The sequence below is a fragment of the Microbacterium sp. NPDC055455 genome (genome assembly GCF_053619935.1).
Genome location: NZ_JBSHLB010000001.1, coordinates 726,681 through 739,968, shown reverse-complemented (window position 1 = coordinate 739,968; position 13,288 = coordinate 726,681). Strand labels below are relative to the sequence as shown.

The window sequence follows — 13,288 nt, the reverse complement described above, 5'->3', positions numbered from 1 at the left end:
GCCTCATCCACCGTTTCACGGCTCACCGGTCGCTTCAAATTGGACATCGTCGCCGGGTGCTCGCTAGCCGCGCGCGCGTGATATCACCGCCACGGGCACCGGCATCCGGGTCTTGACATCCCGCCCTGTATGCTGGTTACTTGGTCAAGTAAGTAACCAATGAAGTCGAGGCAGGCGTGATCGAAGACGGACGGGCGATCTTCCTCCAGATCGCCGAGAGCGTGGAGGACTCGATCATCGACGGCAGCCTGGCCGAAGAGGCGCAGGCTCCCTCGACGAACGGGCTCGCCACGTTCTACCGCATCAACCCCGCCACCGCAGCGAAGGGGATCGCGATGCTCGCCGACAAGGGAGTGCTCTACAAACGGCGCGGCATCGGCATGTTCGTGGCACCGGGCGCGCGGGAGCTCCTCCTGCGGGAGCGCCGCGCGGCGTTCGCCGACCGGTTCGTCGACCCGCTGCTGGCCGAGGCCGGCAGGCTCGGGCTCGGCCCGGACGACCTCGCAGGACTGATCCGCGAGCGCGCCGCCGCGCAGCTCGCCACCATCACGGAAGGGACAGCACGATGACGACCGGGACGCACGTCATCGAGGTGAAGAATCTCACCAAGCGCTATCGCGACGTCGTCGCGGTGGACGACGTGAGCTTCACGATCGAGAAGGACACCATCTACGGCCTGCTCGGGCGCAACGGCGCGGGCAAGACGACGGTCATGTCGATCCTCACGGCGCAGAACTTCGCGACGTCCGGCGACGTGCGCGTGTTCGGCATGCAGCCGTACGAGAACGCCAAGGTGCTCTCGCGCATGTGCTTCGTGCGCGAGAGCCAGAAGTATCCCGACGACGCGCTGCCGCGGCACGCCTTCGAGACCGCACGCCTCTTCTTCCCGAACTGGGACCAGGAGCTGGCGGAACAGCTGGTGGACGACTTCCAGCTGCCGGTGAAGACGCGGATCAAGAAGCTCTCGCGCGGTCAGCTGTCGGCGGTCGGGGTGATCATCGGCCTCGCCTCGCGGGCCGAGATCACGTTCTTCGACGAGCCGTACCTGGGCCTGGACGCCGTCGCCCGCCAGATCTTCTACGACCGCCTCCTCGAGGACTACACCGAGCACCCGCGCACGGTGATCCTCTCGAGCCACCTGATCGACGAGGTCTCGAACCTCATCGAGCGCGTGCTGGTGATCGACCGCGGCCGGATCGTGATGGACGAGGAGACGGATGCCGTCCGCAACCGCGCCGCGAACATCGTGGGCGACGCGAGCGCTGTCGACGCGTTCGTCGCCGGGCGCCAGGTGATCCACCGCGAGAGCCTCGGGAATGTGGCATCCGTCACCGTCCTCGGCGCACTCACGCTCGCCGACCGCGAGCGGCTCGCCGCGACGGGTCTGGACGTGGCTCCGGTGTCGCTGCAGCAGCTGATCGTCCGCACCACACAGCACGCGACGTCCGGCGCCGCGGCGTCCGAGGAAGGAGCACTGCGATGAACCGCACCGTCAATGTCGTGCGCATGCAGCTGATCAACAAGCAGACCTTCGTCTGGGTCCCGTTGATCGTGCTCGGCGCGGCGTTCGCGATGTCGATCGCGATCTACGCGATCCTCAGCTCCTCGGGCCTTCCGGGCCCGTTCTACGGCGGCGGCTCGCAGGCTCCGCTGTGGGTGCTGCTGTTCGTGGGGATCGCGTCGCTGACGCTGACGTTCCCGTTCTCGCAGGCGATGAGCGTCACCAGGAGGGAGTTCTTCCTCGGCACGATGCTGGCCGCGGCGATCTGCGCCGCGCTGCTGGGCTCGGTGTTCGCCGTGGGCGGCATGATCGAGGAGGCGACGAACGGCTGGGGCCTGAACGGGTACTTCTTCGCCCTGGACTGGGTGGTCGAGGACGGCCCGCTGGGCGCGGCGTTCTTCTACTTCGTGATGGCGATGCTCATCTTCATGCTGGGCTTCTGGTCGGCGACCGTGTACAAGCGGTTCGGTCCGCTGATCCTGACGGTCATCTGGGTCGGCGTCGGCCTCGTGCTGCTGCTCGCCGTGTGGGCGATCACCCGCTTCGAGGTCTGGGGAGACGTCGTCTCGACGCTCGTGCAGCTCGGTGCCACGGGACTGGCGGCGTGGGGGCTCCTGCTCACCGTCGTGCTGGGCGGGCTGTCGTACCTCACTCTGCGTCGCACCGTCCCATAGCAGGAGGGAGAGCGGATGCCGCCACCCGGCGTGGTCTCGCCGGGTGGCGGCATCCGTTGTTCGCGGCGATGCGGTCAGCGGCTGTCGGCGACCTCGGTGTGGTGGCGGATCACCTCGGCCACCACGAAGTTGAACCACTTCTCGGCGAAGGCGGGGTCGAGGTCGGCCTGTTCGGCGAGGCTGCGCAGGCGCGCCACCTGCTGCTCCTCGCGCGCGGGGTCGGATGCCGGCATGCCGTGGTCGGCCTTGAGGTGACCGACCTGCTTCGTCGCCTTGAAGCGCTCCGCGAGCATGTACATCAGGGCGGCGTCGATGTTGTCGATGCTGCTGCGCAGCCGGGCCAGCGTCGCCGCGGGATCTTCGGTCATCAGGGGTCCTCCTCGCCCCTCGACGATACCCGAGGGCACCCGGCGCGCCCGCCGCCGATGACGTCACGCGATCGGCGTGAAGTCACCGTCGATCGCTCGTTCCCGCCGTCGGCGCGGGCCTAGAGTGTGACCATGACCGAGTCCTCGCCCTCTCTCGGCGCCACAGACGCCCCGGCTGCCTCCCCTGCGCCCGCCGCGGCGCAGACGGACGGCCACGCGACCCGGCGGCCCGTCACCCCCGTGTCCGCCGAGGACCAGCAGCCCGTGTTCACCGGCGAGGCCCCCGCCGGGAAGACGTTCTGGGCGAATCTCAACAGCCCGTTCACCCTCGGCCTGCTCATCACCCTCGGCGGCCTCGCCGCGCTCGCCCTGGGCCTGGCCTTCTGGAACCTGTCGACGATCATCATCTACATCGTCTTCGCCCTGTTCGCCGCCCTGGGTCTGGACCCGGTCGTGCGCTGGTTCGGCCGGCACAAGGTGTCGCGGCCGTGGGCGATCGTGATCGTCTACACCGCGTTCGCGCTGGTGCTCGCGGCGGTCCTGCTGCTGGTGGTCCCGGCGCTCGTCGGGCAGCTCACCGCGTTCTTCCAGGACCTCCCGACGACCGTCGACGACTTCCAGCAGTCCGACTTCTACGCGTGGCTCGCCACGACGTTCGGCGCGCAGGTCGGCGCGATCACCGACCAGGTCGAGCAGTTCCTCACCAATCCGGCGAACATCGCCGCGATCGGCGGCGGCGTGCTGAACTTCGCGGTCAACGTCGGGACGACGATCTCGGGCCTCATCATCGTGCTGGTACTCAGCCTCTACTTCCTCGCCGGGCTCCCGGCCATGAAGGTGGCGTTCATCCGGTTCGCGCCCGCCCGCAACCGGGCGAAGGCCGGCGTCCTCACCGAGCAGATCACCGACTCCATCGGCGGCTACCTGATGGGGATGGTGATCCTCGCCTTCTGCAACTCGGTCGTGGCGTTCCTCCTGCACGCGTTCCTGGGTCTGCCCTTCCCGGCGTTGATGGCCGTGCTGGCTTTCTGCATCACGCTCATCCCGCTCATCGGCTCCGTGCTGTACTGGATCACGGCGACGGTGATCGCGCTGTTCACCGGCTGGGTGCCGGCGCTCATCTTCGCCGTCATCTATCTCGTCTACATGCAGCTCGAGGCGTATGTGCTCACGCCGCGCGTGATGAACAGGACCATCTCGGTGCCGGGAGCGCTCGTGGTGATCGGCGCCATGGTCGGCGGCACCCTGCTGGGACTGCTGGGCGCGCTCGTGGCGATCCCGGTGACCGCGTCGATCCTGCTCATCATCAAGCAGGTGTTCATCCCCCGGCAGGACGCCAAGCTCTGACGACGGCCGCGCCGCCGCCGCGTCAGCGGATCGCGACGATGCAGGTCGGCGAGGGCGCCGCCGCCCGGTGGCGCACGCGTCCGGGGACGCCGGTGCGGATGTCGAGGCTCAGCGAGGCGATCTCGTCGGAGCGCTGTCCGGCGACGAGGAGGGTGTCGCGCACCACCAGATGGTGTCGCGGCCAGTCCACGCCGGCGTCGACGAGCGCGACCGGCAGGACGGACTCACCCGCGCCGCGGACCCGCAGCGCCGCGAGGGTGTTGCTGCCGCGCACGCCGGCGTAGAGGAACTCCCGGTCGTGCGACAGGGCAAGCTCGGCCGCGCTGTCGCCCGGGAGCGTCCCGGCGCCGAGCGGCGTGCCGGCCACGACGCGCCACGTCGCGGGGCCCGAGCCCGTCGCCGGCGGGAACGGCGCGAGCACGAAAAGCTCGCACGACAGCTCCGTGACGACGTAGAGATGCCCGCTCGGGTGCCACACCATGTGCCGCGGCCCGCTGCCCTTCGGCAGCGCCAGCTGCGGGAGGGGCCGGAGCCCCTCGCCTCCGGTGCGCCAGAACCGCACCAGATCCAGGCCCAGGTCGGTCGTGGCGATCAGTCCGTCCGGCAGGAAGACGGTCTGGTGGGCTCGGGACAGGCGAGCGGATGCCTCATCCCCCGCGTCGTCCGCCGCCTCCCGGTCGTCTGCGACGTCGTGGTCGGGCACGAGGTGGGCGAACTCCGTCCCCGCCGCCGCGCGGAGGGCGCGGGCGGCCGCGGCCAGGTCGATGTCGCCCGCCGCGGGCTCCGACGATGCGCCCGGGCCGTACGGATCGGCCGCGGCGGCCGCGAGGGTCGGCGACCCGGGCCGGCCGGCGGCATCCAGCTCCATCCGCACCACGCGTCCGTCGCCCCAGCAGGCGGCGACGAGGAAGCGTGCGTCGGGTGCGACCGCGACGTGGCAGACCGCCTCACCGGCGGGCACCGGTGCGCCCAGCGGCATCAGCGTCGCCTCGCCGGTGCGCCGGAACGCCTGCACCTCGCCGCGGGCTTCCAGCGCCGCGTACACCACGTCGCCGCGCTCGATGCTGCCGGAGCCCGGATGCAGCGCGAGCCACGACGGCGAGTCGACGGCCGCGGCCTCCCCCGCGAAGGCCGGTGCGCCGCCGGCCGACGCCTCGTCGGCCGCACCGGCGAGCAGCACCCCGATCCCGGAGGCGCTGCCGTCCATGTCGGCGGTGTATCCGCCCAGCAGGAACCTCACCGGCTGCTCAGTCGATGAGGTCGTGACGGACGATCACCGCGTCGCGCGCCGCGCCGACGCCGATGACCGAGATGCGCGTGCCGCTCATCGCCTCGAGGGCGAGCACGTACTCCTGCGCCTGGATCGGAAGCTCGTCGAAGGTGCGGGCGCCCGAGATATCCTGCTTCCAACCCGGGAAGTACTCGAGGATCGGCTTGGCGTGGTGGAAGTCGGACTGGTTGACCGGCACCTCGTCGAAGCGCTGCCCGTCGACGTCGTAGGCGACGCAGACCGGGATCCGGTCGAGGCCGGTGAGGATGTCGAGCTTGGTCAGCACGAGGTCGGTGATGCCGTTGATGCGGGTGGCGTAGCGGGTGATGGGCGCGTCGTACCAGCCGACGCGGCGCGGGCGGCCGGTCGTGGTGCCGAACTCGAAGCCGCGCGAGCGCAGGAAGTCGCCGTTCTCGTCGAACAGCTCGGTCGGGAACGGACCCGAGCCCACCCGCGTCGTGTACGCCTTGACGATGCCGACGATGCGGTCCAGGCGGTTCGGGCCCACGCCCGAACCGGTCGCGGCGCCACCCGCCGTCGCCGACGACGACGTCACGAACGGGTAGGTGCCGTGGTCGACGTCGAGCATCGTGGCCTGACCGCCCTCGAACACGACGACGTCGCCCTCGTCCAGCGCCTCGTTCAGCAGGAGGCCGGTGTCGGCGACCATCGGCCGCAGCCGCTCGGCGTACCCCAGCAGATCGTCGACGATCTCGTCACACGTGATGGCGCGACGGTTGAAGACCTTGACCAGCAGGTGGTTCTTCTGGTCGAGCGCGCCCTCGACCTTCTGGCGCAGGATGTTCTCGTCGAAGAGGTCCTGCACGCGGATGCCGACGCGGTTGATCTTGTCGGCGTACGCCGGCCCGATCCCGCGACCGGTCGTGCCGATCTGGCGCTTGCCGAGGAACCGCTCGGTGACCTTGTCGAGCGTGCGGTGGTACTGCGTGATGATGTGCGCGTTCGCGCTCACGCGCAGGCGCGAGGTGTCGAGCCCGCGCGCGTGCAGCGCCTCGAGCTCGGCGAAGAGCACTTCGAGGTCGATCACGACGCCGTTGCCGATCACGGCGTTCACGCCGGGCGAGAGGATGCCGGAGGGCAGCAGGTGCAGCGCGTACTTCTCGTCGCCGATCACGACCGTGTGGCCGGCGTTGTTGCCGCCGTTGAACTTGACCACCCAGTCGGTGCGCTCACCGAGGAGGTCGGTGGCCTTGCCCTTGCCCTCGTCTCCCCACTGGACTCCGACGATCACGATGCCTGGCATGGGCTACTCCCCCGCTAGCGGACGGTTACACCCCATCCTATCGGGGCGGGCCGGGAGGGCCGGATGCCGAGGGCCGGATGCCGCGGGCCGGGGTCAGTGGAAGGGGCAGCGGGGCGTGGCATCCGTCGCCCGCACGCGTCCGCCCGACGCGGGCTTGGTCGGCAGTCGACGCCGGTCGACGCCGAGGCCGTCGCCGAGGATCGTGATGCGCGGATCGGAGAGCGTCGCGACGGCGGCGGCCAGCCCGGCGATCGCGAGCTTCTCACCCGGGCAGCGGTGGCCGGTGGCGACGGCGGCTCCGCCGTGGGGGACGAAGGCGGCGATGGCCTCGTAGTCGTCGACCCCCACGAAGCGCTCGGGGTCGAAGCTGCCGGCGTGCTCCCACGAGTGCGCGTCGAGGTCGGTGCCCAGGATGTCGAGCAGGACGCGACCGCCCGCCTCGACCCGGTGACCGTCCAGCTCGACGTCGGTCAGCGCCCAGCCCGGCAGGAACGGCACGAACGGGGCCGTGCGGCGGATCTCCTGCGCGAAGGCCGTCGCCAGCGTGCCCCCGACGAGCGTGCCGCGCCCCTCGGTCTCCGCCGCGATGCGGGAGCGCCACTCCGGCCGGTCGTGCAGCTCCTTCGCGGCGAACGCGACGAAGCGCGCCACCGCGATCATCGGGCGGAAGCTGTTCTGCAGCTCGACGCCGGCGAGCTTCGCGGGCAGGAGCGCCCCGTCGCGGTCGCGGTGCTCCGCCCACGCGCGCAGGGCCGAGCCGTCCGGTGCCGCCAGTCGACCGGCCCGCACCGCCTCGATGAGCTGCGCGGCGTGCCGGTCGGACCACCACCGGTTGATCCTTGCCATCACGTAGCCGGGTGAGTACGGCGCGCCGAAGCCGTCGACGATCTGCGCCTGGCGCTGCGCCCAGCGGGTCTGCGCGGCCGGGGTGCCCGGAATACCTGCCCAGCGCATGATCGCGCGGCCGAGCGCGCCGACCGCCGCATCGTACGCGCTGCGGCGCTCGCCTCCGATCCACGCGGCCAGCTCGGCCTGCCACTCCCGCTCGAGGAGCGGGAGGATGCGCCGGACCTCGACGTCCTCGTAGAGCACGGCGACGAACGTCGCCTTGCGGTGCCGATGCTCCTCGCCGTCGAGGCTGTGGACGGACGCGTGACCGAAGAGGGTCTCCTGCACGAAGGCGGGCATCGCGCCGTGCCGCCTGATGAGCCGCTCGTCGTAGAAGAGGGCGACTCCCTCCGCGCCGCGGACGAGCAGGGCGTCACGGCCGAGCAGCCGCATCGGCGCGGACCGGGCGCCCTCGCGCACCCGCTGCCAGACGTGCTCGCCGAGGTCGTAGCCGCGGGTGAGCAGACCGATCGCGTCGTCGAGGAGGGGGCCGCTGCCGAGCTCGTCGCCGTGCGGGCGGCCGTGCGGGGTCGGTGGTGTCACGGGAGGGGCCATGGGGTCAGGGTGTCAGGCCCGCGCGGGAGGAGGCAGGGGCTGTGATGTCGGCGGCCGCTGTGCTACCGGCGCCGTGGATGAGCCGCAGCCTGCGGCATCCGTCGCCGATGCGGCGCTCGCCCGCGAGCGATGAAGCTCCGCCCTCGACGGGTCCGAACCGCCGGATGTAAGCGCTTGTAGGAGTTGTCCCCCGAACGGCGGACGCATTGTGGACTTCACACAAAGCGTCGACACGGATGAGCGTTTTCCGCGCTGTCCGCGGGCCAATCTTTGCCACCTCGGGCCTCCACCGCGAGTACACCGGTGCTCGGGGAGACGACACGCACCCGCGTGGAGTCGAAAGGGGTTGGGGAAATGCACTGGGCATGGTTCCGAATCGCAGCGGCGATCACCGGATTCTCCGGGGTCGTCGCCGGATTCATCGTCAACGTGGATCGCGCAGCGCGTCAGGGGCAGAGCCTCGGCGACGTGCTGGCGAACTACTTCAGCCTGTTCACGATCGTGTCGACGTCGCTCAGCGTCGTCGCACTGCTCGTGGCCGCATCATGGGCGATGCGGCACCCGGGCTCGAGCCGCGAGCCGCTGGGCATCGCGCTCGCCGTCGCCGCCGTCACAGGACCGATCCTGCTGCTCGGCCTCGTCTACAACATCCTCCTGCGGGGCCTGCCGTCGGCCGTCGCGCTCGGCGACTCCGTCGGCATCGCGATGCTCGACAAGTACGCCGTCGAGGTGCTGCACGTGGTGCTGCCGATCTACTTCCTGCTGGACCTGCTGCTCGCGCCGCGCCGCCGCGCGCTGCCCTGGTGGTCGCTGGGCGTGCTGGTCGGCTACCCGCTCGTGTGGACGACCTACACGATGATCCGCGGCGAGCGCGTCGGGAACCCGGACGGCACCACGCCGTGGTGGTACCCGTATCCGTTCCTCGACCCGCACGGCGCGGGCGGGTACGCGTCGGCGTTCGTCTACATCGGGGCGATCCTGGTGGGATTCCTCGCGATCGGCACGGCGATCGTCCTCATCGGCCGGTACCGGGAGCGGCGGGCCACCCGTCACCGCGCGCCGGCCACCCGCGGACCGCTGGTGGTGTGACGACATGCGTGCGAGGCATCCGGATGCCGCTCAGTAGACTTGTCATCCATGTCGAAGGTCCTCCAGTCCCTGCCCGTCGGCGAACGCGTCGGCATCGCCTTCTCGGGAGGACTTGACACCTCCGTGGCCGTGGCGTGGATGCGCGACAAGGGCGCCATCCCGTGCACCTACACCGGCGACCTCGGTCAGCCCGACGAGGACGACATCGGCTCGATCCCCGACCGCGCCCTCACGTACGGCGCCGAGATCTCACGCCTCGTGGACTGCAAGCCGGCTCTCGTCGAGGAGGGGTTCGGCGCGCTCGCGTGCGGCGCGTTCCACATCCGCTCCGGCGGGCGCACCTACTTCAACACCACCCCGATCGGCCGGGCCGTCACCGGAACGCTGCTCGTGCGTGCCATGAAGGAGGACGGCGTCGACATCTGGGGCGACGGCTCCACCTACAAGGGCAACGACATCGAGCGGTTCTACCGCTACGGGCTCCTCGCGAACCCCGCGCTGCGCATCTACAAGCCGTGGCTCGACGCCGACTTCGTCACGGAGCTCGGCGGCCGCAAGGAGATGAGCGAGTGGCTCGTCGAGCACGGCTTCCCCTACCGCGACGCCGCCGAGAAGGCGTACTCGACCGACGCCAACATCTGGGGCGCCACCCACGAGGCGAAGACGCTCGAGCACCTGGACGTCTCGCTCGAGACCGTCGAGCCGATCATGGGCGTGCGGTTCTGGGATCCCGCCATCCAGATCGAGGCCGAGGACGTCACCGTCACGTTCGATGCGGGCCGCCCGGTCGCGCTCAACGGCAAGGAGTTCGCCGACCCCGTCGAGCTCGTCTTCGAGGCCAACCGCATCGGCGGCCGCCACGGCCTCGGCATGAGCGACCAGATCGAGAACCGCATCATCGAGGCGAAGTCGCGCGGCATCTACGAGGCCCCGGGCATGGCGCTGCTGTTCACGGCCTACGAGCGCCTGGTCAACGGCATCCTCAACGAGGACACCCTCGCGACGTACCACGAGCAGGGCCGCCGGCTCGGCCGCCTGATGTACGAGGGCCGCTGGCTCGAGCCGCAGTCGCTCATGCTGCGCGAGTCGATCCAGAAGTGGGTGGGCTCGACCGTCACCGGCTCGGTCACGCTGCGGCTGCGCCGCGGCGAGGACTACACGATCCTCGACACCACCGGCCCGCGCCTGTCGTACCACCCCGAGAAGCTCTCGATGGAGCGCGTCGGCGACGCGGCGTTCGGGCCGACCGACCGCATCGGGCAGCTGACGATGCGCAACCTCGACATCGCCGACTCGCGCGTCCGCCTCGAGTACTACGCGTCGAAGGGCCTCATCGGCGGCGCGACCGGCGAGCTCGTCGGGCACCTCACGCAGGGCGAGGCGGGCGAGATCACCGAGCGTGCCGAGCAGTACAGCGCCGAGCAGGAGGAGCTGGCCGAGGCGACGGATGCCGCGTCCGAGGCCGCGGCCTTCGACTCCGGCACCGACTGACGCGGCGGCCGCGGCCGGTCCCGCACACCCCCGGCGGTGCGGCGGCGACGCGGTGCGCCGGTGGTGGCGGGTGCGATTCGGCACCGGCGTGATTCGGGGTTAGCATGCGATCGGTGAGCACGCGACCCGACGCGTGCGGCACCCGATTCCGCGATGCCCGACACCGCGTACCCGCAGCCAACGCCCGGAAAGACTTTCGATGTCGAAGCCTGAACCCTCTCCGTACGCCGTCGACGACACCGTCCCCCGGCGGTCGGTCGGGCGGACCATCGGCATCACGCTCTACGGCATCGTCGCGGGCATCGTGGTGATCGCGCTGATCGCCGTCGGCTTCGTCGTCTACACCGCGCAGCGCTCCTTCCCCACACTGAGCGGGGAGGTGACCGCGTCGGGCCTGGACGACGAGGTGACGGTGCAGCGCGACGCGCTCGGCATCCCGACCATCACGGCGTCGTCGTCGCACGACCTCTTCTTCGCCCAGGGGTACGTCCACGCGCAGGACCGCTTCTGGGAGATGGACTTCCGCCGCCACGTGACGAGCGGCCGGCTGTCCGAGCTGTTCGGCGAGTCGCAGCTCGGCACCGACACCTTCCTGCGCACGCTCGGCTGGCGGGCGATCGCCGAGCAGGAGGTGGAGGCGCTCGATGACACCGAGCGCGCGTACTACGAGGCCTACGCCGAGGGCGTGAACGCGTACCTCGCCGAGAACGACGGCGCCGACGCCTCGTTCGAGTACGCCATCCTGGGACTGCAGAACCCCGACTACCGGATCGAGCCGTGGACGCCCGCCGACTCCGTGGCCTGGCTGAAGGCGATGGCCTGGGACCTCCGCAGCAACATCGAGAGCGAGACGGAGCGCGCCGTGATCGCGCCCGACCTCGCCGAGGCGCAGATCGACGAGCTGTATCCGGCCTACCCGTACGACCGGCATCCCGTCATCGTGCCGAAGATCTCCGCCGTACCGGAGGTCGGGACGGCGCCCGACGTCGTCGCCGAGGGTGAGACGGATGCCGTCGACGCCGACGCGGACGCCGACACCTCGGCGATCGAGTGGACCGAGGTCGACAGCGTCCTCGAGGCCGTGGGCGAACTCGTGGGCGATGCGGGCGAAGGCATCGGCTCGAACTCGTGGGTCGTCTCGGGAAGCCTCACCGACACCGGGATGCCGCTGCTCGCGAACGACCCGCACCTCGGCGCGTCGCTGCCGAGCGTGTGGCACCAGATCCAGCTGCGCTGCGAGACGGTCGGCGACGAGTGCCCCTTCGACGTCGCCGGCTTCAGCTTCTCGGGACTGCCCGGCGTGATCATCGGCCACAACGACCGCATCGCATGGGGGTTCACCAACCTCACCACCGACGTCACCGACCTCTACCTCGAGAAGGTGCAGGGGGACTCGTACTGGTACGACGGGGCGCTCGTGCCGCTGGAGACGCGCACCGAGACGTTCCAGGTGGCCGGTGGCGACGACGTCGAGGTCGAGGTGCGATCCACCGTCAACGGACCGATCGTCTCGGGCCTCACCAAGGACTTCACGGCGATCGCCGACGCGCCCTACACCGGCACCGCTGACGCCGTCACGACGCCGGCCGGTGCGCCCGAGGGCGACTACGCGGTGAGCCTGCGGTGGACGGCGCTGCAGCCGGGCACCACGGCATCCGCCATCTTCGCCCTCAACACCGCGCGGGACTTCGACGACTTCCGCGGTGCGGCGGCGCTCTTCGACGTGCCGGCGCAGAACCTCATCTACGCCGACGTCGACGGCAACATCGGGTACCAGACGCCCGGAAAGCTCCCGATCCGCGGCGCGGGCGACGGTGCGATGCCCCAGCCCGGCTGGGACCCGGCCTACGCCTGGAAGGGCTTCATCCCGTTCGAGGACCTCCCGGTGTCCTACAACCCGACCGACGGCTACATCGTGACGGCGAACAACGCCGTCGTGGCCGACGACTACTCCTATCCGCTGACGACGGACTGGGACTACGGGTGGCGCGCCGCGCGCATCGACGAGCTGATCCAGCGCGCGATCGCCCAAGGCCCGATCACCGCGACGGACCTCCGCGACATCCAGGCCGACAACTACTCCTTCATCGGCATGCGCCTGACCGCCGCGTACGCCGATGTCACCACGGGAGACGACGACACCGACGCCGCCCTGGCGCTGCTGCAGGAGTGGGACGCGCAGAACAGCGCCGACTCGGCGGCCGCCGCGTACGCCAACGTGCTGTGGGACACGCTCGCCGAGAACGTCTTCGTGACCGGGCGCGAGAGCCCCGCGCCGTTGAGCGGTCAGGGGCGCCTGTTCCTCGTCATGGACACGATGCTCGACGACGAGACATCGACGTGGTGGACGAACGAGGAGCTGGGCGTGGACGGCATGACCGACATGCTCAAGCGCTCCGCGATCGACGCCTACGAGCACCTGGTCGAGCTGCAGGGCGACAACCCCACGCGCTGGAACTGGGGGGCGCTGCACGCCCTCCCGCTCGTGAGCGACTCCTTCGGCTCGTCGGGCATCGCGCCGATCGAGTGGCTCTTCAACCGCGGTCCGTTCCCGGTGGGCGGCGGCTCGTCGGTGTCCAACGCCACCGGCTGGGACCTCGGCGGGGGCTTCGAGACCGTCACCGTTCCGTCGATGCGCATGATCGTCGATCTGGGCGACTTCGACGACTCCCGGTGGAACCAGCTGACCGGTCAGAGCGGCCACGCGTTCCACACCAACTACACCGACCAGGTGGAGTCGTGGCAGAAGGCGGAGCTGACGCCGTGGGCCTACACCGAGGACGCGGTCGATGCGGCGACCACCGACACGCTCGTGCTGAAGCCCTGACGCCCCGGCGCGGC

At 70.5% G+C, this 13,288-nt stretch carries 11 protein-coding genes; 7 read left to right on the top strand and 4 right to left on the bottom strand.

The window, feature by feature from the left end:
• Positions 1-176 precede the first annotated feature (176 nt).
• Genes ACWGUG_RS03280 through ACWGUG_RS03270 form a run of 3 tightly spaced genes read left to right on the top strand, consistent with a single transcriptional unit; the run spans position 177 to position 2,175 of the window.
• Complete coding sequence (locus ACWGUG_RS03280) at positions 177-569, top strand: GntR family transcriptional regulator (protein ID WP_336393952.1); 393 nt, start codon at positions 177-179, stop codon at positions 567-569.
• Positions 566-1,483, top strand: a complete 918-nt coding sequence (locus ACWGUG_RS03275; protein ID WP_336393953.1) for an ABC transporter ATP-binding protein — start codon at positions 566-568, stop codon at positions 1,481-1,483. The genes ACWGUG_RS03280 and ACWGUG_RS03275 overlap by 4 nt, the downstream gene beginning before the upstream one ends.
• The gene (locus tag ACWGUG_RS03270) at positions 1,480-2,175 is read left to right on the top strand and encodes a hypothetical protein (protein WP_336393954.1); all 696 of its coding nucleotides are present in this window, start codon (positions 1,480-1,482) and stop codon (positions 2,173-2,175) included. The genes ACWGUG_RS03275 and ACWGUG_RS03270 overlap by 4 nt, the downstream gene beginning before the upstream one ends.
• A gap of 74 nt (positions 2,176-2,249) precedes the next feature.
• On the opposite strand, the gene ACWGUG_RS03265 is transcribed toward ACWGUG_RS03270, so the two are convergent.
• A complete protein-coding gene (locus ACWGUG_RS03265) occupies positions 2,250-2,543 on the bottom strand; it encodes a chorismate mutase (RefSeq protein ID WP_336393955.1) in 294 nt (97 codons plus the stop codon).
• A 132-nt stretch (positions 2,544-2,675) separates the two neighbouring features.
• Here ACWGUG_RS03265 and ACWGUG_RS03260 point away from each other — a divergent pair, with 132 nt between their 5' ends.
• The gene (locus ACWGUG_RS03260; RefSeq protein WP_452323817.1) at positions 2,676-3,890 is read left to right on the top strand and encodes an AI-2E family transporter; all 1,215 of its coding nucleotides are present in this window, start codon (positions 2,676-2,678) and stop codon (positions 3,888-3,890) included.
• 22 nt (positions 3,891-3,912) lie between these two features.
• Here the strand turns inward: ACWGUG_RS03260 and ACWGUG_RS03255 are convergent, their stop codons facing one another.
• The 3 genes from ACWGUG_RS03255 to ACWGUG_RS03245 form a co-directional block, all read right to left on the bottom strand.
• Positions 3,913-5,130: a lactonase family protein gene (locus ACWGUG_RS03255; RefSeq protein ID WP_452323816.1), complete on the bottom strand. Its 1,218-nt coding sequence runs from the start codon at positions 5,128-5,130 to the stop codon at positions 3,913-3,915.
• 7 nt (positions 5,131-5,137) lie between these two features.
• Positions 5,138-6,424: an adenylosuccinate synthase gene (locus ACWGUG_RS03250; RefSeq protein ID WP_336393958.1), complete on the bottom strand. Its 1,287-nt coding sequence runs from the start codon at positions 6,422-6,424 to the stop codon at positions 5,138-5,140.
• Positions 6,425-6,517: 93 nt separating this feature from the next.
• Positions 6,518-7,867 (bottom strand): cytochrome P450, encoded by a 1,350-nt coding sequence (locus ACWGUG_RS03245; protein ID WP_336393959.1) that lies wholly within the window; start codon positions 7,865-7,867, stop codon positions 6,518-6,520.
• Between the two features lie 354 nt (positions 7,868-8,221).
• Between ACWGUG_RS03245 and ACWGUG_RS03240 the strand changes: the two genes are divergently transcribed.
• The 3 genes from ACWGUG_RS03240 (at position 8,222) to ACWGUG_RS03230 (ending at position 13,274) form a co-directional block, all read left to right on the top strand.
• Entirely contained in the window at positions 8,222-8,956 is a 735-nt protein-coding gene (locus ACWGUG_RS03240; RefSeq protein WP_336393960.1) for a Pr6Pr family membrane protein, read from the top strand.
• A 48-nt stretch (positions 8,957-9,004) separates the two neighbouring features.
• Positions 9,005-10,447, top strand: coding sequence for an argininosuccinate synthase (argG, locus tag ACWGUG_RS03235; RefSeq protein WP_452323815.1), 1,443 nt, complete (start codon positions 9,005-9,007; stop codon positions 10,445-10,447).
• A 199-nt stretch (positions 10,448-10,646) separates the two neighbouring features.
• A complete protein-coding gene (locus ACWGUG_RS03230) occupies positions 10,647-13,274 on the top strand; it encodes a penicillin acylase family protein (protein WP_452323814.1) in 2,628 nt (875 codons plus the stop codon).
• Positions 13,275-13,288: the final 14 nt, after the last annotated feature.

Bases quoted from the DNA above. Each gene is read 5' to 3' on its own strand.
- ACWGUG_RS03275 (WP_336393953.1), top strand. From the start codon at position 566: ATGACGACCGGGACGCACGTCATCGAGGTGAAGAATCTCACCAAGCGC.
- ACWGUG_RS03270 (WP_336393954.1), top strand. From the start codon at position 1,480: ATGAACCGCACCGTCAATGTCGTGCGCATGCAGCTGATCAACAAGCAG.
- ACWGUG_RS03265 (WP_336393955.1), bottom strand. From the start codon at position 2,543: ATGACCGAAGATCCCGCGGCGACGCTGGCCCGGCTGCGCAGCAGCATC.
- ACWGUG_RS03260 (WP_452323817.1), top strand. From the start codon at position 2,676: ATGACCGAGTCCTCGCCCTCTCTCGGCGCCACAGACGCCCCGGCTGCC.
- ACWGUG_RS03250 (WP_336393958.1), bottom strand. From the start codon at position 6,424: ATGCCAGGCATCGTGATCGTCGGAGTCCAGTGGGGAGACGAGGGCAAG.
- ACWGUG_RS03245 (WP_336393959.1), bottom strand. From the start codon at position 7,867: ATGGCCCCTCCCGTGACACCACCGACCCCGCACGGCCGCCCGCACGGC.
- ACWGUG_RS03240 (WP_336393960.1), top strand. From the start codon at position 8,222: ATGCACTGGGCATGGTTCCGAATCGCAGCGGCGATCACCGGATTCTCC.
- argG (WP_452323815.1), top strand. From the start codon at position 9,005: ATGTCGAAGGTCCTCCAGTCCCTGCCCGTCGGCGAACGCGTCGGCATC.
- ACWGUG_RS03230 (WP_452323814.1), top strand. From the start codon at position 10,647: ATGTCGAAGCCTGAACCCTCTCCGTACGCCGTCGACGACACCGTCCCC.